19 protein-coding genes are annotated in these 23,171 nt (G+C 65.2%); 14 read left to right on the top strand and 5 right to left on the bottom strand.

Annotated features, from left to right (window positions below; genetic code table 11):
* Positions 1-127: 127 nt before the first annotated feature.
* Both QM741_RS01990 and QM741_RS01985 read left to right on the top strand, forming a co-directional pair.
* Positions 128-1,825 carry a metallopeptidase TldD-related protein gene (locus QM741_RS01990; protein WP_415206075.1) on the top strand — a complete coding sequence of 566 codons (1,698 nt, stop codon included), beginning with the start codon at positions 128-130 and terminating at the stop codon, positions 1,823-1,825.
* 1 nt (position 1,826) lies between these two features.
* Entirely contained in the window at positions 1,827-3,485 is a 1,659-nt protein-coding gene (locus QM741_RS01985) for a metallopeptidase TldD-related protein (RefSeq protein ID WP_415206074.1), read from the top strand.
* Positions 3,486-3,589: 104 nt separating this feature from the next.
* Here the strand turns inward: QM741_RS01985 and QM741_RS01980 are convergent, their stop codons facing one another.
* Positions 3,590-4,078: an NUDIX hydrolase gene (locus tag QM741_RS01980; RefSeq protein WP_415206073.1), complete on the bottom strand. Its 489-nt coding sequence runs from the start codon at positions 4,076-4,078 to the stop codon at positions 3,590-3,592.
* Between the two features lie 119 nt (positions 4,079-4,197).
* On the opposite strand from QM741_RS01980, the gene QM741_RS01975 reads away from it, so the two are divergent.
* Genes QM741_RS01975 through QM741_RS01960 form a run of 4 tightly spaced genes read left to right on the top strand, consistent with a single transcriptional unit; the run spans position 4,198 to position 7,281 of the window.
* The gene (locus QM741_RS01975; RefSeq protein WP_415206072.1) at positions 4,198-4,569 is read left to right on the top strand and encodes a BlaI/MecI/CopY family transcriptional regulator; all 372 of its coding nucleotides are present in this window, start codon (positions 4,198-4,200) and stop codon (positions 4,567-4,569) included.
* Positions 4,559-6,505: a TonB family protein gene (locus tag QM741_RS01970; protein ID WP_415206071.1), complete on the top strand. Its 1,947-nt coding sequence runs from the start codon at positions 4,559-4,561 to the stop codon at positions 6,503-6,505. Before QM741_RS01975 ends, QM741_RS01970 begins: the two co-directional genes overlap by 11 nt.
* On the top strand, positions 6,454-6,720 hold the full coding sequence (locus tag QM741_RS01965) for an energy transducer TonB (RefSeq protein ID WP_415206070.1): 267 nt from the start codon (positions 6,454-6,456) through the stop codon (positions 6,718-6,720). Before QM741_RS01970 ends, QM741_RS01965 begins: the two co-directional genes overlap by 52 nt.
* Before the next feature lie 3 nt (positions 6,721-6,723).
* Positions 6,724-7,281 carry an energy transducer TonB gene (locus QM741_RS01960; protein WP_415206069.1) on the top strand — a complete coding sequence of 186 codons (558 nt, stop codon included), beginning with the start codon at positions 6,724-6,726 and terminating at the stop codon, positions 7,279-7,281.
* A 17-nt stretch (positions 7,282-7,298) separates the two neighbouring features.
* Here the strand turns inward: QM741_RS01960 and QM741_RS01955 are convergent, their stop codons facing one another.
* On the bottom strand, positions 7,299-8,528 hold the full coding sequence (locus QM741_RS01955) for a cytochrome-c peroxidase (RefSeq protein ID WP_415206068.1): 1,230 nt from the start codon (positions 8,526-8,528) through the stop codon (positions 7,299-7,301).
* 97 nt (positions 8,529-8,625) lie between these two features.
* Here QM741_RS01955 and acpA point away from each other — a divergent pair, with 97 nt between their 5' ends.
* Positions 8,626-10,212 carry an acid phosphatase gene (gene acpA / locus QM741_RS01950; protein WP_415206067.1) on the top strand — a complete coding sequence of 529 codons (1,587 nt, stop codon included), beginning with the start codon at positions 8,626-8,628 and terminating at the stop codon, positions 10,210-10,212.
* Here the strand turns inward: acpA and QM741_RS01945 are convergent.
* From QM741_RS01945 to QM741_RS01935, 3 genes are read right to left on the bottom strand one after another with little or no spacing between them, the layout of a single operon-like run.
* Positions 10,209-12,440, bottom strand: coding sequence for a tetratricopeptide repeat protein (locus QM741_RS01945; RefSeq protein ID WP_415206066.1), 2,232 nt, complete (start codon positions 12,438-12,440; stop codon positions 10,209-10,211). The genes acpA and QM741_RS01945 overlap by 4 nt on opposite strands.
* A 58-nt stretch (positions 12,441-12,498) precedes the next feature.
* Entirely contained in the window at positions 12,499-13,881 is a 1,383-nt protein-coding gene (locus QM741_RS01940) for a sigma-54-dependent transcriptional regulator (RefSeq protein ID WP_415206065.1), read from the bottom strand.
* Positions 13,882-13,925: 44 nt separating this feature from the next.
* Entirely contained in the window at positions 13,926-15,548 is a 1,623-nt protein-coding gene (locus QM741_RS01935; protein ID WP_415206064.1) for a sensor histidine kinase, read from the bottom strand.
* Between the two features lie 217 nt (positions 15,549-15,765).
* On the opposite strand from QM741_RS01935, the gene sucC reads away from it, so the two are divergent.
* The 7 genes from sucC (at position 15,766) to QM741_RS01900 (ending at position 23,170) form a co-directional block, all read left to right on the top strand.
* Positions 15,766-16,926 (top strand): ADP-forming succinate--CoA ligase subunit beta, encoded by a 1,161-nt coding sequence (gene sucC, locus QM741_RS01930; protein ID WP_415206063.1) that lies wholly within the window; start codon positions 15,766-15,768, stop codon positions 16,924-16,926.
* 135 nt (positions 16,927-17,061) lie between these two features.
* On the top strand, positions 17,062-17,937 hold the full coding sequence (gene sucD, locus QM741_RS01925) for a succinate--CoA ligase subunit alpha (protein WP_415206062.1): 876 nt from the start codon (positions 17,062-17,064) through the stop codon (positions 17,935-17,937).
* Positions 17,938-17,991: 54 nt separating this feature from the next.
* Positions 17,992-19,245, top strand: a complete 1,254-nt coding sequence (locus QM741_RS01920) for a HipA family kinase (RefSeq protein WP_415206061.1) — start codon at positions 17,992-17,994, stop codon at positions 19,243-19,245.
* Positions 19,245-20,078, top strand: coding sequence for a DUF3037 domain-containing protein (locus QM741_RS01915; protein WP_415206060.1), 834 nt, complete (start codon positions 19,245-19,247; stop codon positions 20,076-20,078). Before QM741_RS01920 ends, QM741_RS01915 begins: the two co-directional genes overlap by 1 nt.
* A gap of 174 nt (positions 20,079-20,252) precedes the next feature.
* Positions 20,253-20,429, top strand: a complete 177-nt coding sequence (locus QM741_RS01910) for a hypothetical protein (RefSeq protein ID WP_415206059.1) — start codon at positions 20,253-20,255, stop codon at positions 20,427-20,429.
* A gap of 141 nt (positions 20,430-20,570) precedes the next feature.
* Entirely contained in the window at positions 20,571-21,695 is a 1,125-nt protein-coding gene (locus QM741_RS01905; protein ID WP_415206058.1) for a Fic family protein, read from the top strand.
* Entirely contained in the window at positions 21,692-23,170 is a 1,479-nt protein-coding gene (locus QM741_RS01900) for an N-6 DNA methylase (RefSeq protein ID WP_415206057.1), read from the top strand. Before QM741_RS01905 ends, QM741_RS01900 begins: the two co-directional genes overlap by 4 nt.
* Position 23,171: the final 1 nt, after the last annotated feature.

Here is a 23,171-nt window from a genome sequence, read left to right as displayed (position 1 = left end):
CGCAGGGGAAACGAAGAAAATGCGCTGCGCCGCCGGAACCGGCCGGATTCGCGCCGTTCCCGTCGCGGGGAACCGTGTACCATCGCGGCGGCTTTCCAATCCTCGATCCTCGCAGGGAGGCGCTTTGATGAAATCCGTTGTCCGTTTCGCGTTCGCCGCTTCGACGCTGTGCCTCGCCGCCGTCGCGCAGGCCGCGAGCGATCCCGTGCTCGACGCGATGGGCGCGGAACTCGCACGCTCGCAGGCCGCGTATTTCAAGGCCGCGATGCCGGCGTATTTCATCGCTTACCGCATCAACGACGACGAACAGATCGGCGTCAACGCCGAATTCGGCACGCTGACCAATTCGTCCTCGATGCACGTGCGCTCGCTCAACGTCGAATTGCGCACCGGCAGCTACGCCTTCGACAACACGCACGCGGGCGCATCCGACAACCAGCCCGGCAACCTGCCGGGTTACGCGCGCGGCAATGCGACCGCGCGCATCGGCCTCGACGACGACGTGCGCGCGATGCGCGCGGAAATCTGGAGCGCGACCGACGGCGCCTACTGGCGCACGGTCGAGGAATTGTCGAAAGCCAGGGCCGACGCCGCGGTGCAGACCGCGGCCGAGGACAAGTCCGACGATTTCAGCCGCGAAGGCAAGCTCGAACTGATCGAGCCCAAGCTCGACTACGCGATCGATCTCGACCGCTGGCGCGAGAAGGTGAAGGCCTATAGCGCCCCGTTCAAGCGCGATGCGAAGATCTACAACGCGCGCGCCGGCCTCACCGTCGCGCGCACCACGCGCTGGCTCGCCAACAGCGAAGGCACGCGCGTGCGCCACGCGGAGCTGACCTACCTGCTCGACGTCGCCGCCGCGACCAAGGCCGCCGATGGCATGGACTTGCCGGGCATGGTGCGTTTCGTCGCCAGCCGGCCCGACGCGCTGCCCGACGACGCGACCGTGCTCGCCGCGGTCGAGAAGCTCATGGCCGACCTCAAGGCGCTGCGCGACGCGCCCGTGATCCCGGCCTACGAAGGCCCGGCCATCCTCGACAACCGCGCGGCCGGCGTGTTCTTCCACGAAGTCGTCGGCCATCGCCTCGAAGCGCATCGCCTGCGCGACGAGAACGACGCGCAGACGTTCAAGAAGAAACTCGGCGAACGCATCCTGCCCGAATCGATCTCGATCGCGTTCGATCCGACCCGCGCCGAATTCGCGGGACAGGCGCTGATGGGCGGCTACGCGGCCGACGACGAAGGCGTGCGCGCGCGGCCGGTGGCCGTGGTCCAACACGGCGTGCTGAAGAATTTCCTGCTCGGGCGCACGCCGGTCGACGGCTTCGCCCACTCGAACGGCCACGGCCGTTCGCAGTCCGGGTTCCGGCCCGTGTCGCGGCAATCGAACATGATCGTCGACGTGGAAAATCCGATCGACTACGACGCGCTCAAGAAAAAACTGCTTGCCGAAATCGCCGAACAGGGCAAACCCTGGGGCCTCATCATCCGCGATCTCGACGGCGGCTTCACCGAAACCGCGCGCGCCGGCACCGGCGGCGCCAAGCTGCTGCCGACGATGGTCTACCGCCTGTACCCCGACGGCCGCGAGGAGCTCGTGCGCGGCGTCGACCTCGTCGGCACGCCGCTGACCTTGCTCGCCGAGCTCGAGGCCGGCGACGGGCGTTTCGGCGTGTTCCACGGCTGGTGCGGCGCCGAGTCCGGCTTCGTGCCCGTGTCGACCGTGGCGCCCGACCTGCTGATCCGCCGCGTCGAAGTGCAGCGCAAGCCGAAGTCGCAGGATCGCCCGCCGATCCTGCCGGCGCCGGACGCGGAGGGGCGCTGAGATGAAAAGGTCGTTTCTTGCCTTTGCCGTCCTTTTCGTCTGCGCCGGGCTCGCGCGGGCCGACGCCGTGCAGCGCGCGATGAGCGACGAAATGCAGCGCTCGATGCGAAGCCTGCAGCTGCCCGGCGAGGCCAGGCCGTATTTCATCGCCTATCAGGTCGAGCGGGTCGAAATGCTCGACGTGCAGGCCTCGCTCGGCGCGGTCGGCTTTTCCGGCGAGCGCGGCTGGCGTTATGCGCGCGTCGACGTGCGCGTCGGCGACGCGCATCTCGATTCCAGCCGCATGGCCGGACGTGCGCCGATCTACGTCGAATTGCCGGTCGAGGACGACTATGAAGGCATTCGCCGAGCGCTGTGGCTCGCCACCGACGCGGCCTACAAGCGCGCGGTCGAGGACCTCGCCGCCAAGCGCGGCGTGCTCGCCGCGCACGACGAGCCCGACCGCCAGAGCGACCAGACGCCGGTGCCGGCGCTGCACGAAGTCGATGCCGCCGCCGCGCCCGTGCGCTTCGACCGCGCCGCCGCCGAAGCGAAGCTGCGCGAACTCTCGCGCGTGTTCGCCGAGTGCAGCGACCTCGAACAATCGCAGGTGTGGCTGTCGCAGCGCGTGCGCCACAGCTGGTTCGCCAACAGCGAAGGCACGCGCGTCGCCAAGCGCGTGCCCGAAGTGCAGTTCGGCGCCGCCGCGCGCGCCCGCGCGGACGATGGCCTGTCGGTGTGGGATTACGACATGTTGTCCGCGAGCGATCTCGCCGCACTGCCCGCGCAGGCCGACCTCGCCGCGCGCCTGCGCGCGCTCGCCCGGCGCGTCGGCGAACAGCGCCGCGCCGTGCGCCTGAGCGACGACTACACCGGCCCCGTGCTGTTCACCGGCGACGCCGCGGGCAACCTGTTCGGCGGTTATTTCGCGCCGCAGCTCTGGCCCGCGCCGCGCCAGTATTCCAATCAGGCGATCAGCGCGGTCGGCGGCAGCTTCGAACGCCGCATCGGCTCGCCCGTGCTGCCGCCCGGCGTGTCGGTCGACGACGATCCGCTGCGCATGCAGTTCGACGGTCAGGCGTTGCTGTCCGCGTTCCGCGTCGACGACGAAGGCGTGGCCGCGACGAAGAAACCGCTCATCGTCAACGGTCGCCTCAAGCAACTGCTCTGCACGCGCGCGCCGGTCGGCAAGCACTGCAGCGCGGGCAACAGCCGCGGCGGCATCGCCGCCGGCTCGACGCTGGAACTGGCGAGCGAACGTCCGAAGACCGAAGCCGCGCTGCGCGGCGAACTCGCGCGCGCCGCGCACGACGCCGAACTGCCGTATGCGCTCGAAGTCGAGCGCCTGCTGAGCAACGACGCGCTGCAGCGCCTCGTCGCCGGCAGCCCGCCGACGTGGCTCGGCAGCGGCGGCCAGGGCGAGATCGTGCTGCGCGCCACGCTGCACTATGCCGACGGGCACAGCGTGCCGGTGCGCAATGTGCGCCTCGGCAACGTCGACCTGCGCGATTTCCGCACTGTCGTCGGCGTCGGCGATACGCCCGCGCTGTATGCGCGAAGCTTCGGCGACAAGCAGATCACGTTCCTCATCCCGCCGCTGCTGTTCGAGGAACTCACCGCCAGCGACGACCGCAGCAGCACGGTGAAGCCGCCGTTGCTGAAAAGCCCGTTGGTGAAATAGCAGCAGCGGTTCATCGCTGGTTCTTTAGCTCGTCATTCCAGCGAAAGCTGGAATGACGACAAGAGCAAAAAAGCTTGATGAGTCGTGCTCCTGCGGCGCCGCATTCACACGCGGCTGCACGCCCAGCCCAGCATGCGCCCGTCGCGATACGGCATCACGCCATGAAACGCGCGCGCATCGGTATCGAACACCAGCGGCAGGAAATGGCGATCGCCCTCCCATAACGGCAGGTCGAGAATTTTCTCGACGTCCACCCATTCCAGCGTGCCTTCGGCATTGCGCTCCAGCGGCGTGCCCGTGTAGCGCGTGACGACGAAGACGAAGCCGAACCAGTCCTCGCCGTGCTTGCCGAAGCCGGGCCAGCTGATCGTGCCGCGCAGGTGCATGTCGAGGCAGTCGATGCCGGCTTCCTCCATGATCTCGCGGCGCATGCCGGCGACGACGTCCTCGTCCGCTTCGAGCTTGCCGCCGAGGCCGTTGTACTTGCCGAGATGATGGTCGCCCGCGCGCGCGTTGCGGTGGATCATCAGCACGCGCCTGCGGTCCGGCGAAAGCACGTAGCCGAGCGTGGCGAGGATCGGAGTGTATGGCATGGACGCTTTCCCGTGGCAGGCCGCGATTGTAACCGCACATGGCTTGTCGCGCCGGGACTTGACTTCTCCATTTACGCATGTAATCTTTATATCAATTACGAATGTAATTGGAGAGTGCAATGCCGATCAGCGATGCCGAAAGCGTGGTGATGGACGTGCTCTGGCGCAGCCGCGCGCCGCTCAGCGCGGAAGAGGTCGTCGCCGCGCTCGCCGATACGACCGACTGGCAGGAAGCGACGATCAAGACCCTGCTCAATCGCCTGCTCAAGAAACGTGCGGTCGGCGCCGTGCGCGACGGCAAGCGCTATCTCTACAGCGCCCGGCTCAAGCGCGCCGACTACGTGCACAGCGAAAGCAAAGGCCTGATCGACCGCCTGTTCGGCGGTCGCGTCGCGCCGCTGGTCGCGCACTTCTCCGAGAGCGGCAAGCTGAGCAAGAAGGATCTCGCCGAACTCAAGCGGCTGATCGAGGAGCTCGACGATGACGCATGACCTGCTCATGGCTCTCGGCCGCGGCGCGCTCGCCGCGGGTCTCGCCCTCGCTCTCGTGCTGGCCGTGCGCGTGCCGGCGCGACGCCGGCTCGGCGCCGCGTTTGCGTATCGGTTATGGGTGCTCGTGCCGGTCGCCATGCTGGCGACGCTGCTGCCGGCGCCGGTGCGGCCGCTGATTCCGGCGCTGCGGATTGCGCCGTCTGCGCCATCGTCTTCCGCGACGATCGAACTGCAGGCCGCGGTTGCGCAAGCTGCCTCCTTCGATTGGCAGCCGTGGCTGCTCGCGCTGTGGGCCGCCGGCGCGCTCGCGCTCGTCGCCGTGTTCGTGCGCCAGCAGCGCCGCTACCTGAAGAATCTCGGCGCGCTCAGCATCGACGACCACGGTGCGCTGCGCGCGCAGGCGACGGACGGATGTCCGGCGCTGGTCGGCGCCTTGCGCCCGCGCATCGTCGTGCCCAGCGATTTCGAATCGCGCTACACGCGGCAGGAGCGCGAACTCGTGCTCGCCCACGAGCGCACGCATCTCGTGCGCGGCGATGCGCAGATCAATGCGCTCGCCGCGCTGTTGCGTTGCCTCAACTGGTTCAATCCACTTTTCCACTTTGCCGCATCGCGCTTCCGTTTCGACCAGGAAATCGCCTGCGACGCGGCCGTGATGTCCCGTTTTCCGGAAGCGCGCCGGTGCTATGCCGTCGCGATGTTGAAGGCGCAACGGGTCGGCGAGTCGCGGCAGGAGCTGCGACTCCCGGTCGGTTGTCATTGGCCCTCGAGCCATCCCTTGAAGGAGCGAATTGCGATGTTGAAGTTTCCGGCAATGACAGGTGCGCGACGCGCGTTGGCAAGCGCGGCGATCGTCGCGTTGGTGTTCGGTGCGGGCTATGCGAGCTGGGCGGCGCAGCCGGGCAGTGCTCCCGCAACGCAGGCCCGGGCGACGAAAATGCCGGACCAGGTGTCGGCTTCCGCAATGGTGCAAACCGATTTCGTGCTGGTCATCGATGGTGTGCGCGTCGCTGCTACCAAGGCGGCCGGTCAACAAAGCGCCGACTCGACGAGCGACGGTTGGACCACCACTTTCGACGGCGATGTCATTGTTCATAGCGCGCAGGACAGGAGCTTTACGGTTCTCAACCGATTTGGCGAGGTATTCGGGGTTTCCGCTCGCCGCGGCAACGAAACCTACGATCTGGAAGGCGTTGCCAAAGATCTGGGCGACGGCACGATCGAATTCGACGGCACGATCAAGCATAACGGTGCGGTGATCGGCAAACCCAGCCTTGTCGTGGTCGACGGTAAGCAGGCCGCTGTGCGGGTGGGCGGAAGTGCTGCAATGAATCTCCCGGGCGTTGGTGTGTCTCCCACCGGGCTCGCGGCAGTCAAGGTAGGCAACGATGGCTTTGCACAGGGCTTCGAGCTCGAGCTCACGATGCACAAGGTTCCCGATACGGCGCCCTCGGAGAATCTGAGTTATCGCCGCATGTATCCGCCCAAGTATCCGCCCGAGGCCGTGCGCAACCATGTTACCGGCAAGGTGATCTTGAAGGTTGCGGTCGACGAGCACGGCATGCCGACTTCGGCGGAAGTGCAGAGCGTGAAGCCCGAAGAAACCGCGCACGTGCTCGCCGACGCGGCCATCGCCACGGCCATGCAATGGCGCTACAACCCCGGTATGAAAGACGGCATGCCCGTCGGCGGCGAAGTGCTCGTACCGGTGGATTTCGTGCTCACCGACGAGGGCGACGCTCCGGTACCGCAGTCGCAGCAGGCTCCTGCGGATGCCGGCGTCAGTTATCGCAAGATACGGCCGCCGGCGTATCCGCGGGAAGCCATCGCCGCGAAGATCGCGGGCACCTTGTACCTCCCGCACGCATCGATGCGAACGGCAATGTGGCCGATGCCTACGTCGATCAGGCCATGCCAGTTTCGGCGCTGGGATTGAAGGAGACCGCGATTTCTGCGCTGAAATCGTGGCAGTTCAACCCGGCGACGCAGAACGGAAGGCCGGTCGAGAGCGAAGCGCTCGTGCCGATGCAGTTCCGCATCGAAGGCGACGCGACGGAGGTGTCTTCCGGACGTATCCCGCCGTCGCCGACGGCCTATCCTGAAACCGTGCACAAGCTCGAAGCGATCGTCGTTACCGGTGCTGCGAGCTGAGCGGTGCCGATTGCAGGAAGGATATTGTCGCAGCACTCGCGCACATCGCTTTTGCTGGCGTATGCGCTGGTCGCCGCATGCCACCAGGCCGTTCGTCCCGTCGATACGCCACCCGAAACCCGGGTGGCGTATCGCGCCGTCGCCACGCCGGGCGAGGCGCGGTACGAGGAGAAAAACGACGAGGAAAACTATTCGACGCCGACGCTGCTGGACACTCCTTCGCCGCAATATCCGCCGGGTTTGATCGCGCAGCATTTACCGCCTGTGTTCGTGCGCGCGAAGCTGATCGTGGACAAGCAAGGCAAGGTTGGCGAGGTGCGCGTTCAGCCGGACGGCTCACGTGCGCCCGAGTTCGATTCGGCGGTTCGGGGCGCGGTATCGCATTGGCGCTATTCGCCGCTGCGGCACGTGGCATGGAAAGAGGTGAAGGACGCGGAAGGCAGCATCACCGATTCGCAGCAAACACTCGATGAAACCTTGCCTTTCAGCCTCGACTACGAGTTCCGCTTCGAGTTGCGCGACGGCAAGCCCGTGGTCGGAAGCGCGACGCTGCACGAATAGCATCGGTTCGGCGCAGCTCAGCGCAAGTTTCTCGTCTGTATGGGATTCGAATTGGCACGTTCCCGTTCTTCGCGATACGGGTTGGACTTCAGCCAGCCGTCGGTCAGCGTCTTCAGAAAGGCGACGACATCGTCGATTTCGCTGTCGCTCATGCGCGGCGTTGCACCGGGGTGCTGGTCGTCGAACGGTGGGTCGCGATTGATGTTGGCGTGGTATCGCGCGGGCAGGTCGTCGTAAGGCACGGTCTTGCCGCTCGCGTCCTTGCCGTACCAGCGTTCCGGCGTGATGTCGCGCGTGAGGTAGAGCTCGACGACGTCGCGCAAGTCGTGGAATTTCCCATTGTGGAAAAATGTACTCCGCAGTGCGACGTTGCGCAGCGTCGGCGTGCGGAACAGGCCGCAGTAGTCGGCTTGGCCGATTTTGTCCTTGCGCTCGGGGCCGCAGGCGCCGAGGTCGAAGAAGGCCGGGTCGCGGTTGCGCATGATGTTGGCGTTGCGCGGCACGGCGAGCGCGATCAGGCCGTAGTCGGAGAACGCGGGCGGCGTGCCGTCGAGTCCGCGTTGGGAGAGATGGCATTGCGCGCAGTTGCCTTTGCGTTCGTCGTTGAACAGGGCGAGGCCGCGTTGCTCCTGCGCGCTCAGTTGCGCATGGCCGGTCAGGTAGGCATCGTACTTGCTCGTGTAGGGCGCGAATTCGTCGGCGTCTTCCTCGAATGCGCCGAGGGCGCGCGCGATCGCGGCGAAGGCGCGTTCGTCGTCGTCGAGAGCGCCCTTGCCGAGCGCTTTGCGCAGCAGTGCGCCCCACGGCGCGTGGCGCGCGGTGCGCGCGACGCCGGCCTGCGTGTTCGCCATTTCGAACGCCGAAGTCAGAGGAATCGCCGCCTGCGCGGCGCCGGTGTCGACGCGGCCGTCCCAGGTCAGGCCGCCGGTGGGGCCGTTGTCGATCGAGTTGTCGGCTTCGTCTTCCGAATCGTAGTGATGGTTGTCGTAAGGCGGCGCGCGGTCGAGATAGGTCAGCGTCGGCGGCGCGCGCAGGCCCGGGTCGCGCAGCGCGGGGCCGCCCATCTGCACGTCGCGCGCGTTCGGCGGGTTGTAGCGGCGCGCGGGATCGTGGCAGCTCGCGCAGGACTGTCTGCCGGAGGCGGAGAGGGCGGGATCGAAGAAGATCGCGCGTCCCGCCGCGCGCAGCAGGCTGGCGCGTTCGCGCGCCTGCGCCCAGGCCATCGCTGCACCGGCGTCGGCGCGCAAGGCGGTTGTTGCGCTCGCGATTGTGGCAAGAAGTACACAAACAAGTCGGCACATGCGACCATTTTGCCGCAGAACGATCGAACCGAGGTGACGTCCCATGTTCAAGATCCAGAAACTTCCACTCGCCGTCGCGCTGGTCGCGCTGACGGCCTGCCAGACGACTTCGGTGCCGAAAGCGATTGCGCCTGTGTCTGCGGCGAAGCACGAATCCGCGTTCACCGATCCGCGCCTCGCGGCGATCGACACCATCGTCGTGATCTACGCCGAGAACCGCAGCTTCGACAACCTCTATGGCTACTTCCCTGGCGCGAACGGATTGCAGAACCTGAAGCCCGAGCAGTACCTGCAGCGCGACCGCGACGGCAGCGTGTTGAAGGAGTTGCCGCCCGTGCCGAACGCGCTGACGACGGCGTCCGACCCCAGGCATATTCCGTCCGAGGCGACGCGCGGCCGGCCCAACCGGCCGTATGCGCTCGACGATCCGAACGGTTACGCCGTCACGCTCGACTATCAGCTGCACGATCTGATCCACGCGTTCTACAACCAGCAGATGCAGATCGACGGCGGCAAGAACGACATGTTCGCCGCGATCAGCGACGCCGGCGGCGAGACGATGGGCCATTTCGACGGCTCGAAGATGGCGATGTGGAAGATTGCGCAAAAGTATACTCTGGCCGACGATTTCTTCCATGGCGCGTTCGGTTCGTCGTTCCTCAATCACCAGTACCTGATCTGCGCCTGCGCGCCGTTCGGTTTCAAGACCCAGGCCGATCCGGAGAGCTACCGCGGCAACGTGTCCGAAGTGAACGATGCCGGTACGGCGTTGCGCATGGATCCGCGCAGTCCCAAATCCGCGCTCGACGGCCCGCCGAAATACGTGCGCTACGCCACCTTGACGCCGGACTTCTACGCGGTCAACACGATGCAGCCGCCGTACCAGCCCTCGGGCAACACGGCGGCCAAGGGCGGCGATCCGCGTTTCGCCGATGCGGACAAGCGCAACACGCTGAGTCCGCAGGTCGCGGAAACGATCGGCGAGCGGCTGAGCGCGGCGAACGTGAGCTGGGCCTGGTATTCTGGCGCATGGCAGGTCGCGCTCGACGAGGGCAAGGAACTCGCGAAGATCGCGTTCCAGTACCACCATCAGCCGTTCAACTATTACGCGAACTATGCGCCCGGCAAACCGGCGCGCGCCGAACATCTGCGCGACGGCGGCATGGACGGCGCGAAGTTCCTCGCCGACATCGATGCCGGCAGGCTGCCGCAGGTGGCGTTCTACAAGCCGCAGGGCAATCTCAACCAGCACGCGGGCTACGCGACTGTCAGCGCCGGCGACGGGCACATCGCCGACGTGATCGCGCATCTGGAAAAAAGTCCGCAGTGGAAGAACATGGTCGTCGTCGTCACCTACGACGAGAACGGCGGCTGGTGGGACCACGTCGCACCGCCGAAGGGCGATCGTTGGGGACCGGGCCTGCGCATTCCGGCGATCATCGTCTCGCCGTTCGCCAAGCGCGGCTATGTCGATCACACGCAATACGACACCGGTTCGATCCAGCGCCTGATCAACCATCGCTTCGGGCTTAAACCGCTGCCGGGCATCGAACTGCGCGATGCGTCGCTGAAAGCCAACGGCATGGCGCCGATGGGTGACCTGACTGCGGCCCTGGATCTGCCGCGCTAGTTTTCTGCGGCTTGGCGAGTCGCCGCGTCGAGAAAATCCTCGAGCGCGGCGACGACGCCGTTGTCCTCGAACAGCACGGCATTGCGTGCGAGGATCTGCGCGCGCAGCGCTGCGCGATGCGATTCGTCGGCGAGCAGCGCGACGGCCTTGTCGACGTAGTCGTCGTCGTCCGCGGCGATGAGTCCGTCGACGCCCATGAGCGCGAGCATGCCTTGGGTCTGCCGACCGCGCGCCATTGCCCCCTTCCAGGTCAGCACCGGCGCGCCTGCGCTGAACGCGTCGAGGCTGGTCGCGCCGCCGGAAAAGCCGGGCGTGTCGAGGATCAGTGTCGCGCGCGCAACGGCGCCGAGATAGTCCTCGTGCTTCTTCGCCGGCAGAAACGCCAGCGCGCGTGCCGGATCGAGGCCGTGCGCCGCGAACGTCGCCTCGATGCGCCGGCGGAAGCGTTGGGCGACGCCGGTATTGCGTACGAAGAAGCCGATGCGCGCACCGCTGCGCTGCGCGATGCGCGCGAGCACCGCATCGAACGACGGCGCAAGCTTGAGATGATTCTGCAGGCACAGCGTGATCGGCCCGGCGCCTGCGAAAGCGTCGAGCCAGGCGCCGTCGCCCGCTGCGGGCGGTCGCTCGGGCACGGTGCCGAGCGCGGGCAGGCGCACCAGCTTCTCGCAGTAGTGCGCCTGCGCGTTTTCCGGTTCGAGCGCGTCGGCACCGAGGAAGTAGTCGATGTTCGCCAGCCCGCTCGTCGCCGGATGTCCATACAGCACGGCCTGCACCGGCGCGAGCCGCAGCGCGCCGAGTACGTGATGGCGCGGGTCCATGCCGATCTCCGCATATATCAGCGCATCGAGCTGCACGGCGCGAATGCGCTGCGCGCTGGACAGGACATCTTCGCCGACCTGCTCGAACGCGGCGACGCGCGCGCCGATGTACTCGGTGCTGAAATCGCGCGTCTCGCCGCTGTACCACACGCGCACCTCGAAACGCGCGGGATTGAGTCCGGCGATGAGCTTGCGGAAATAGCGCGATACGGTGTGGTGCATCAGGTGGCTGCTGACGATGCCGACGCGGATGCGGCCGGCGTGCGCGCGCGCGCGCCACTCGCATGGCTGTGCGAGCCGCGGCGCGGCTGCGTGCATGACCCGCGTGACGATGTCGCCGAAGCGGCCATGCAGCGCCGTGTTGTCGCGCGCCTGGTAGTCCAGCTGAAACGGCGCGACGCCGCAGGCGGCTTCGCAGGCGTAGTGACGCTGCGCGGGCGTGTCGAGGCGCAGATTCGCGTCGATCTCGTCGAGGCCGCGCGCATAGCGCTCGCGCTCCGCGCCGATCCCGGCCTCGTCGGCATAGACGGACGGCAGCGACAACAGCACGGTCCAACGCAGTCGTTCCGCAACCTGTTCGCCGACCTGCATCGTCGTCAGCAGCGTGCGCGATTCCTCGATCTCGCCCGCTTCGGCGAGGGCGAGGCCGAGTTCGCAGCGCGAGATCCAGTCGTCCGGAGCCAGTTCGATCGCGCGGCGCAGCGAGACGATCGCGGCGCCGACGTCGTGCACGAGGCGTTCGGCCCTGCCGCGCACCGCCCACCACGGCGCGAAGACGGGTTCGAGCGCCGTCGCCGTCTGCGCATGGCCGAGCGCCTCGCGCGCGCGCGCGCGCTCGATCAGCGCTTGCGCCAGCGTGCCGTTCGCGTGCGCATTGTCCGGCTGCAACTGGCGCGCGAGCCGCAGCAGTGGCAGCGCTTCTTCCGATCGTCCCGTGCGATGCAGCAGGCTGCCGAGCGCGTTGGCGGCATTGAAGTCGTTCGCCCTCGTGCGCAACGCCTGCCGGTACATTTTTTCGGCTTCGCCGGGTACGTTGAGCGCTTCGAGGCTGAGGCCGAGGTTGTAGGATGCGCTGGCGTGGTCGGGGCGTATCGCAAGAGCCGCACGGAACGATTCGATCGCTTCCGCGTGCCGGCCGAGCCGGCGCAGGACGACGCCGAGGTTGTTGTGCGTTTCGGCCGAGCCGGGCTCGAGTTTCAGGCAGGTGCGGAAGTGCTTCGCCGCGAGCGCCGGGTTGCCGGTCTGCAGGGCGCAGACGCCGAGCAGGTGCCAGGTCTGCGCATTGGCCGGATCGAGCTTGGCCGCGCGCTGGAAATGGCTCAGCGCGGCGGCGCTTTGCCCGGTCCGCTGTCTGGCGATGCCCTGCTGCAATTGTTCGGCGGCAAGGCGTTTGGGGTCCGCGTTCATCGATGGTCTTGAACCGCGCCGTCCCGCTTTCGCGGGAATGACGACGGGATGGGGCGTTCTAGTCGATGCCGAGCTTCTTCAGCTTGTAGCGCATGGCACGGAAGGTGATGCCGAGTTTCTTCGCCGCCGCGGTCTTGTTGTAGCGCGTTTCCTGCAACACCTTCATGATCGCCTCGCGCTCGATGTTCGAGATGTAGCTGTCGAGGTCGCCCTCGGCGACATTGTCGTTGGGGTCGTCGTCCTCTTCCTCGGGTGCGGCGATCGCCGCGGGCGGCGCAACCGTTGCCGGCGCGCGCGTGACGAGATGCAGGTCGTCGTCGGTGATCGTGTTGTTTTCGCACAGTGCGACGGCGCGCTCGAGCACGTTCTCCAACTCGCGCACGTTGCCGGGGAACGCGTACCTGAGCAGCGCATCGAGCGCGGTCGGGGTGAGCCGCGCAGGCGGGCCGCCGGAGTTTTTCGCGAGCCGTTCGAGGATACGCGCGGCGAGCTTGGGCACGTCTTCGCGGCGCTCGCGCAGCGGCGGCACGCGCAGCTCGATCACGTTGATGCGGTAGTAGAGGTCCTGGCGGAACTGGCCGGCCTCGACGAGGCGGGCCAGATCCTTGTGCGTCGCGCAGAGGATGCGCACGTCGACCGGCAGTTCGGCGCGGCCGCCGATCGGGCGCACGGCTTTTTCCTGGATCACGCGCAGCAGCTTCACCTGCATGTGCGTCGGCAGGTCGGCGACCTCGTCGAGGAACAGCGTGCCGCCCGCGGCGGCCTGGAACAGGCCGATCTTGTCGCTCGCCGCGCCGGTGAAGCTGCCCTTCACGTGGCCGAAGAATTCGCTCTCCATCAGTTCGGAGGGAATCGCGCCGCAGTTGACCGGCACGAACGGCGCCGCGGAACGCGGGCCCTGTTCGTGGATCAGGCGCGCGACGAGCTCCTTGCCGACGCCCGATTCGCCCGAGATGTAGACCGGCGCTTGGCTGCGCGCGAGCTTGGCGATCGTCGCGCGCAGTTGGGTCATCGCGGGGGAGTCGCCGAGCAGGCGCGAGGCGTCGGTCTTCGGCGCGTCGGCGCTCTTTTCCTCGGCGAGCTTGAGCGCGGCCTGGACGAGACGGCGCAGGATGGCGATGTCGACCGGCTTGGAGACGAAATCGAACGCGCCGGCCTTGAGCGCGGTGACCGCCGCGTCGACGTTGCCGTGCGCGGTGATCATCGCCACCGGCGTCTGCGGGTATTTCGCCGCGATCCATTCGACGACCTCGAGGCCCGAGCCGTCGGGCAGCATCATGTCGGTGAAGCAGAGCGTGTAGCGCGTCTCGGCGAGGCGCGCCTTGGCCTGGCTCACGTCGGCGGCGGCGTCCACGACGAGGCCCATGCGGCCGAGCGTGATCGAGAGCAGTTCGCGGATATCGCGTTCGTCGTCGACGATGAGGGCGGCGGGTTGGCTCATGGGGTCGGTCGTTCGGAAATGAGGCGGACGAATCGCGCCGGCGTTCAGGCCGGCATGGGCGGCGGCGGGAAGGTGACGCGGAAACAGCTGCCGCCGCCGGCGAGCGGAAGATATTCCAGCGTGGCGAGGTTGGCCACGCACATCTCGCGCGCCAGGTACAGGCCCAGGCCGGTGCCGAGTTCGTGAGTGGTGAAGAACGGCTCGAAGATCTGCGCCGCGACCTTGGCCGGGATGCCCGGGCCGCGGTCGACGACGTCGAGCATCGGCAGGCCGCGGTCGGTGGACTGGCGCACGGTCAGGCTCACGCGTGCCGGTTCGCCCGGCGCGTGGCCGTAGCGCAGCGCGTTCTGCACGAGGTTCCAGACGACCTGATGCAACTGCTTCGGATCGACCAGCGTCTCCACCTTCGCCTGCTGCGGCTTGCACGCGACGGTGTTCGCGCCGACGTCGATCGTCGCCTTGAAGTCGGCGATGAAGCGTTCGGCCCAGGCGACGAGGTCGACGATCTCCGGCATCGAGCGCTCGCGCCGGGCGAGGTGGAGGATGTTCTCGACGATCTCGTTCACGCGGCCGGCATGGTTGCGGATGATCTCGATCATGCGCCGGTCGGCCTGGTCCAGCGATTCGGATTCGGAGAGCAATTGCGCCGAATAGCTGATCGCCGCGAGCGGATTGCGGATCTCGTGCGCGATCGAGCCGGCGAGACGGCCCATCGAAGCGAGCGTGAGCTGCTCGGCGCGGCGCGAGACGAGCGAGGTGTCGTCGAGGAAGACTAGCACGTTCTCGTCGTCGTTCGCGGCCATGCGCGTGAAGCGCGGGATCACCTCGGGCGCGCCCTCGGCGAGCGAGATCGCGGTGTTGTCGATCTTGCGCGAGGTGCGCCAGTGGTAGAGGCGGCGCGACAGCTCGGGCGCGATGCGGGCGAGATCGTTGCGGCCGTCGGTGGGGTTGCCGATCAGCGCGGCGGCGGATTCGTTCCAGCGATGCACGATGTTGGCGCCGTCGACCACGAGCACGCCGGTCTTCATGCGCCGGATGATCAGTTCGTTGATCTGGGCGAGGTTGCGCAAGTCGCTGCCGCGGCGGCTCGCCAGCGCCTCCGAGTCGCGCATGCGCCGGCCGAGGAACACGCACAGGCCGGTGACGCAGAAATACGCCAGGCCGCAGATGCCCGCCTCGAGGATCTCGCGGTTGTCCTGGTTGATCAGGTTGCCGAAGACGTTCTGCGCGAACACGCCGAACGTCGCCAGCGCGGCGAAGAAGAACGACATGCGCCTTGGCAGCAACGTTGCCGCGCCGCCGATGTTGACCAGCAGCAGCAGCGCCAGACTGATGAACTGGTGGTGGATCGCGAACATCGCCAGCGCGCAGGCGAGGATGTCGACGACGAGCGAAAGGTCTATCCATGCGCGGAAGTAGCGCGTTTCGCGCGTGGCGAACACGGCCGCGAAAATGGCGAAGATCAGGTAGAAGACCGCCGTTTCGCGGCCGAGCAGCGGATGCACGAGGCTCACCCATTCCACCGCGTAGGCGCTGAACATCAAGGCGACGATGATGAACGCCTCGAGCACGCGGAACAGGTTGAAGAAATAGAACTCGCGCGCGACCACTTCGGAGCCGCCCGCGGAACGGGCGGCGATGCGGGTTTGGACGGCAGCAACGGCCACGATCGGGAGTTTCCTTATATTTTGCGCAATGCGCTCCCTGGCGCGAGTATACAAGCGGTTGGGCCCGCTTGGGAGCGTGGGCCGGGCCCGCCGGCGTCTTTGCGTGGGAATGGACCCAAAGGCCCGGCGGACTTTTTTTTGCCACGGCGATTCATCACAATACGCGCCCCACCGGCGTTCGGCGCCGCGTTTTTCCTCACTCCCCCGAGGTGGTTGCATGAATTTCCACGAGTATCAGGCCAAGCAGTTGTTCGCCGATTACGGCATCCCGGTGCCGCCCGGCAAGATCGCGAAGACGCCCGAAGAGGCCGTCGAAGCCGCGCGCGCGCTCGGCGGCGACGAGTGGGTGGTCAAGGCGCAGATCCATGCGGGCGGCCGCGGCAAGGCCGGCGGCGTCAAACTGGTGAAGACGCTCGACGAGGTCAAGGCCGCTTCGGCCAAGATGCTCGGCACGAAGATGGAGACCTACCAGTCGGGTGGCCGCGCGCTGCCGGTCAACGTCGTGCTGGTGACCGAGGCCAGCGACATCGCCAAGGAACTGTACCTGTCGGTGCTAGTCGATCGCGGTACGAAGTCGGTGGCGTTCATCGCCTCGGCGCGCGGCGGTGTCGATATCGAGCAGGTCGCGCGCGAAAATCCCGAGGACATCCACACGCTCGAAGTGAACTTCGTCGAAGGCCTGCAGCCGTACAAGTGCCGCCAACTCGCGTTCGCGATGGGCCTCAACGCCAAGCAGGCGAACCAGCTGACCAAGATCATGCTCGGCCTGTACAAGCTGTTCAACGAGAAGGATCTCGCGCTCGTCGAGCTCAATCCGCTCGCGATCAACAAGGCGGGCGACCTCGTCGCGCTCGACGGCAAGGTCAATTCCGACGACAACGCCGAGTTCCGCCACGCCGACCTCGCCGCGATGCGCGACGAGTCGCAGGAAGACCCGGCCGAGGCGGTGGCGGTCAAGCACAACCTCAACTACGTCACCATGGACGGCAACATCGGCTGCATGGTCAACGGCGCCGGCCTCGCGATGGCGACGATGGACGTGATCAAGCTGAACGGCGCGGAGCCGGCGAACTTCCTCGACGTCGGCGGCGGCGCGACCAAGGAGCGCGTGACCGAGGCGTTCAAGCTGATCCTGTCGTCCGACAAGGTCAAGTGCATCCTGGTCAACATCTTCGGCGGCATCGTGCGTTGCGACCTGATCGCCGAGGGCATCATCGGCGCGGTCAAGGAAGTGGGCCTGACGATCCCGGTCGTCGCGCGCCTCGAGGGCACGAACGTCGAGGCCGGGCGCGAACTGCTCGCCAACTCCGGCTTGAAAATCACTCCGGCGCTCGACCTGAATGATGCGGCGCAGAAAGCCGTGGCCGCCGTCAAATAAACCTGTCCCAGCAAAAACCCGTGTCGTCATTCCCGCGAAAGCGGGAATCCAGTTTTTTCTTTTGATGCTTTTCGACAAGCACGATCAAAATGGATTCCTGCTTTCGCGGGAATGACGAGCAAAAAAGGAATCGCCATGAGCGTTTTGGTCAACAAGAATACGAAAGTCATCACCCAGGGCTTCACCGGCCAGCAGGGCACGTTCCACTCCGATCAGTCGCTAGACTACGGCACCAAGGTCGTCGGCGGAGTCACCCCGGGCAAGGGCGGCACGCAGCACATCGGCCTGCCCGTGTTCAACACGGTACAAGATGCCGTCGACGAGACCGGCGCCGACGCCTCGATGATCTTCGTGCCGCCGCCGTTCGCGGCCGATGCGATTCTCGAAGCGGCCGATGCGGGCATCAAGGTCATCGTCGCGATCACCGAGGGCATCCCGGTGCTCGACATGCTGCGCGTGAAGAACCGCCTCAAGGACTATCCCGACACCGTGCTGATCGGCCCGAACTGCCCCGGCATCATCACCCCGGGCGAGTGCAAGATCGGCATCATGCCGGGCCACATCCACAAGCCGGGCAAGGTCGGCATCGTCTCGCGCTCGGGCACGCTCACCTACGAAGCCGTGTTCCAGACCACGAACGAAGGCCTCGGCCAGTCCACCTGCATCGGCATCGGCGGCGACCCGATCAACGGCCTCAACTTTATCGATTGCCTGAAACTCTTCCAAGATGACCCGCAAACGGAGGGCATCATCATGGTCGGCGAAATCGGCGGCAGCGCCGAGGAAGAGGCGGCCGAGTTCATCAGCGAATACGTCAAGAAGCCGGTCGTCGCCTTCATCGCCGGTGCTTCCGCTCCGGCCGGCAAGCGCATGGGCCATGCCGGCGCGATCATCTCCGGCGGCAAGGGCACGGCCGCGGCCAAGTTCGCCGCGCTCGAGAAGGCTGGCGTCACCACGGTCAAGTCGCCAGCCGATCTCGGCAAGGCGATCGCGGCGCGCCTGCGCAAGTAAGCGCGGCGCCGTTTTGCTACTATCGCGCGCCACGCAAGGCGCGCGGGTGAAGCGATGACGCCGGAAGCAAGGGCACGGGAAGAAATCGATCGCAAGCTCGATGCGGCCGGATGGATTCTGCAGGACGTAGGCCGGATCAATCTCGCTGCCGGCGCTGGCATTGCCGTCCGCGAATATCCGACCGACACCGGCCCCGCCGACTACGTGCTGTTCGTCAACCGCAAGGCCGTCGGCGTGATCGAGGCCAAGCGCGACAGCGCGGGCGAAAACCTGTCCGTGGCCGAAGGCCAATCCGAGCGCTACGCCAGCGCCATGCTGAAATGGCGCAAGGATACCGTCCCGCTACGCTTCCTGTACGTGGCCACCGGGCAGATCGTCTGGTTCACCGACGCCGCCGACCCGCTGCCGCGCGCACGCGAACTGTTCCATTTCTTCAAACCGGAAACGCTGGCCGAATGGGCCGCGCAACCGGATACCCTGCGCGAGCGCTTGCGGCACATGCCCGCGCTGCCAACGGCGAACTTGCGCGACTGCCAGATCAGCGCCGTCACCGGGCTGGAACAATCGCTGGTGAAGAACAAGCCGCGCGCCCTCATCCACATGGCCACAGGCGCGGGCAAGACCTTTATTTGCCGGGCCGATGATGGCCAAGTGTATTTCGTAAAAGGCCGCTTTGCTGGCGTACGCAGCTTGGTTTGCGAATGGTTGGCTGGTTCGTTGGCGAAAACATTCGGGCTGCCTATCGCGCCCTTCGCCATTCTTGATGTTCCGGAGGCGTTGGTGCGGCTGGGCCATGCTGCGGGCGAGCCGCTTTCCGATCTTGGCGCAGGCGCGGTGTTCGGTTCGCAGCGCTGCGAATTTTCCGAGCTGACCATGATCTCGGCCGAGTTGGTCCCGGAGCAGACGCGGGCCGACGTGGCCGTGTTCGATTGGTGGGTGCACAATGAAGACAGAACGCTCAGCGCTCGCGGCGGCAATCCGAATCTGTTCTGGGAAGCGGGCGGTTCGAAACTCTGGGTGATCGATCACAATCTTGCATTCGACGCGGATTTCTCCCGAGAGCGTTTTCTCGACCATCATGTGTTCGCCGATGCCCTGCGCGGTGTGGCTAGCGATTTCGTCGCCCGCAAGCAATATGCCAATCGCCTGTCTGCGACATTGACGGAGTGGCATTCTATGGTCGCTGCGCTGCCAGCGATGTGGCAGACTATCGACCCCGAGCAATCAATACCTCTGGATTTCGATTTCGCTGCCGTACGGACGCAACTTGAGCATTGTACCAGCGATGCTTTCTGGAACTTGAGCTGATGGAAGCTCCCTGTCGCTACGCCATCCTGCGCTTTCTGCCTTATGCGGAAACGGGCGAGTTTGCGAATGTAGGGGTCGTGCTGATCAGCACGACCAAGCGATTTTTCGGTTTCCGTTTGCTTAAGCGCCGGATTGCTCGCGTTACGCATTTCTTCGATCTGCATGAGCACCGGCATTTGCGCGAAGGGCTGACCTTGATGCGTGAGGAACTTGAGCGCATTGCGCAAGAACTGAAACGATTCGGCATGGACCGTCGCCTGAAGAATGTCGACGAGCCAGCGCTTGAGGCGTTCTTCACCGAACTCACACGTCCGCGCGAAACGCTGTTTCGTTTCGATGCCCCGCGAGTTATTTTGACTGACAGCCCGAACGCGACGCTCGATGAATTGTTTGGTAGGTATGTCGAACGGGATTTCGCCACGCGTGAATATCAGGAAACAGTGCTCGAGCGTGGCTTGCGACGCTTGTTGTCAGCCCATCATCTAGGCGATCGGTTCACGCCGCGCACGGTTGGCGACGAGCAGTTCAATGTGAAATTCCCTTTCGTCACGGCGGGAAGCGAGCGTATTCGCATTATCAAGCCACTGCACTTGACCCATGCCGAGCCGGCCAAGGCAATCGATCACGGCTTGCAATGGGCAGGTCGAATTGCCCAATTGCGCAAGCGCAAATTGCTTGCCGGAGAAATACTCGTCACCGTGCAACGCAAGCAAGACAAGGCCCCGTATGAGCAAGCCGCACAAGACGTGAGGGCCATGCTGATCGAGGCGGGTGCCATGGTCGTCGACTACGCGGCCGACAACCAGATCATCGAATTTGCACAAGCTTCTTGAACGAAGCTTGATTCTTCGATGAGCGCATCTACCCTTGTCCAGAAACTCTGGAACTCTGTCACACCCTGCGCGATGGCGGGGGCTATGGCGATTATCTGGAACAGCTCACCTATCTGCTGTTCCTGAAAGTGGCGCACGAATTATGCGCAGTCGCCGTACAACCGCGACACCCGCGTGCCGAAAAGCTGTGACTGGCCAAGCCTGTGCGGCAAGGCCATCGGGTTGCTGGAGCACATCCGCGGCAGCAACCAGCGCGGGCGAGACAAGGCGCAGCCCGCGGCGCGGGCGCTTGTCGTCAAGCAAGGGCCGATTTGCCAACGACAAGCGGCACTGACCTTCATGGATGAGTAACAAGCCGACTTGTCGCTCATGGAAGGGAAATTGCTTGACGACAAAACCAGTTCACCTCCATGCATGGACAACAAACCTCTTTGTTGTTAATATTTTAAATTATTTTATTATCAAAGTTAGTCAGCTCTACAGTTCAGGAATATGGCTCTCGATCTCAGCCAAGCCGTCCGTTACCACCTGGGCAAGTTCCCGCCGTCCGGGCTGGACCATGCCCGCCTGATGCCGGGCCTGCTTGCGGCAACCGCCGCGCTGGCCCGCTACGACCAGATGCTGCGCACCCTGCACAACAGCGAGATCTTTCTGGCGCCGCTGCGCGGGCAGGAAGCGGTGATTTCCTCGCGCATGGAAGGAACGATCAGCACGCTGGACGAAATCCTGCAATTGCAGGCCGAGTTCGACGACGACGACGCGGGCGCCGCGTCGCAATACCGCGCCGATGTCATCGAAACCTCGCTGTATCGGCGGGCTTTGAACACGGCCCAGGTGCGGCTGGAACAGGGGCAGCCGCTATCGGAGTCGCTGCTCAAGAGCATTCATCGCCAATTGCTGTCCTTCGGGCGCGGTGCCAACAAGTCGCCCGGTGCTTACAAGCACGAGCAGAACTACGTCGGCGAACGCGGCAGCCGCAAGGTGAGTTTCGTGCCCATCGCCCCCGAGCATCTGGCCAGCGGCATGGATGCGCTGTTCAATCTGGCGGATGACGCATCCATGCCTGTGCTGCTGCGCACGGCGCTGGCGCATGTGGAGTTCGAGGCATTGCATCCCTTCGAGGACGGCAATGGCCGCGTGGGCCGGATGCTGATTACCTTGATGTTGTGGCGTGGCGGCGTCATCGGCGCGCCGCATTTCTATATCAGTCGCTACTTCGAGGATCACAAGGACGAATATCGCGACCGGTTGCGCGCCGTGTCCGCACAGGACGACTGGGATGGGTGGTGCGAGTTCTTCATGGCGGCGGTGGCGGAGCAAGCCACCCGCAACCTGGAGACGGCGCAGTCCATCCGCCATCTCTACGACGAAATGAAGCCGCGCTTTGCCGAACTGTTGGCCTCCAAGTACGCGGTGGCGGCCCTGGATTACTTGTTCACCAATCCCGTGTTCGCCAATAGCCGCTTCACCCGTGCGGCAGGCATTCCGGTGCAGACCGCGGCACGCTTCACGCGCGTGTTGTCGCAAGCAGGTTTGCTGCAAATCGTGATCGAGGCGTCGGGACGGCGCTCGGCGATTTATCGTTTCGAGCCGCTGATGCAAAGGGTGCGTGTATGAACACCTCCACCCTCGTCCAGAAACTCTGGAACTTCTGCCACACCCTGCGCGATGACGGGGTAAGTTATGGCGACTATCTGGAACAGCTCACCTACCTGCTGTTCCTGAAAATGGCACACGAGTATTCGGGCGAGCCATACAACCGCGACACCCATGTGCCGAAAAGCTGCGACTGGCCCAGCCTGCGCGGCAAGGTCGGCGAGCCGCTGGAGGCGCATTACCTCAAGGTGCTGCATCGGCTCGGCGAGGAGCCGGGTATGCTCGGCGCGATCTTCTTCAAGGCGCAGAACAAGATTCAGGATCCGGCCAAGCTGGCGCGGCTGGTGCAGATGATCGATGCGGAGAACTGGATCGGCCTCGACACGGATGTCAAAGGCGATCTGTACGAAGGGCTGTTGCAGAAGAACGCCGAAGACACCAAGAGCGGAGCGGGCCAGTATTTCACCCCGCGCGTGCTGATCGAGGCGATGGTGGAATGCGTGCAACCGCAGCCGGGCAAGACCATCGGCGACCCGGCCTGCGGCACCGGCGGTTTTTTTCTCGGCGCGTACAACTGGCTGAACCGCGACGGCGCGAGGCTGGACAAGAAGCAGCAGAAATTCCTACGCCACCAGACGTTCTTCGGCAATGAAATCGTCGCCGCCACGCGCCGCTTGTGCCTGATGAACCTGTTCCTGCACAACGTCGGCGACATGGACGGCGAGCCGACCGTGGATCGCGCCGACGCGCTGATTTCCGCACCGACACAAACTTTCGACTACGTGCTGGCCAATCCGCCGTTCGGCAAGAAATCCAGCATGACCATCACCAACGAGGATGGCGAGGAAGACCGCGACGCGCTGACCTACGAGCGGCAGGATTTCTGGCAGAGCACGTCCAACAAGCAGCTCAACTTCCTGCAGCACATCGTGGCCATGCTCAAGACCACCGGACAGGCGGCGGTGGTGCTGCCGGACAACGTACTGTTCGAGGGCGGCGCGGGCGAGAAGATTCGGCGCAAGTTGCTGGAAACCTGCGACGTACACACGCTGCTGCGCTTGCCGACCGGCATTTTCTACGCGCAGGGCGTGAAGGCGAACGTGCTGTTCTTCGACGCCAAACCGAAGGACGGCAACGTGCAGACGAAGGGCGTGTGGATTTACGACCTGCGCACCAACAAGCATTTCACCCTGAAAACGCAGCAATTGCGCAAGGACGATCTACAGGATTTCATCGCCGCGTACAAACCGGGCCATCGGCACAAGCGCGAGGAGGACGAGCGCTTCCGCTACTTTGATTACAAAACGCTGATCGCACGCGACAAGGCCAGTCTCGACATCTTCTGGCTCAAGGACGACAGCTTGGACGATCTGGACAACCTGCCCGCGCCGGACGTGCTGGCGCAGGAAATCGTCGAACATATGGAAGCGGCGCTGACGGCGTTTCGCGAAGTCGCGGCTGGCTTGGCTGCCCCTGCATTGCATGGGAAAGGTTGAG

The sequence above is a fragment of the Rudaea sp. genome (assembly GCF_047601565.1).
GTDB lineage: Bacteria > Pseudomonadota > Gammaproteobacteria > Xanthomonadales > Rhodanobacteraceae > Rudaea.
The sequence above is the reverse complement of the archived record's forward strand: the minus strand, read 5'-3'. Positions and strand labels throughout refer to the sequence as shown.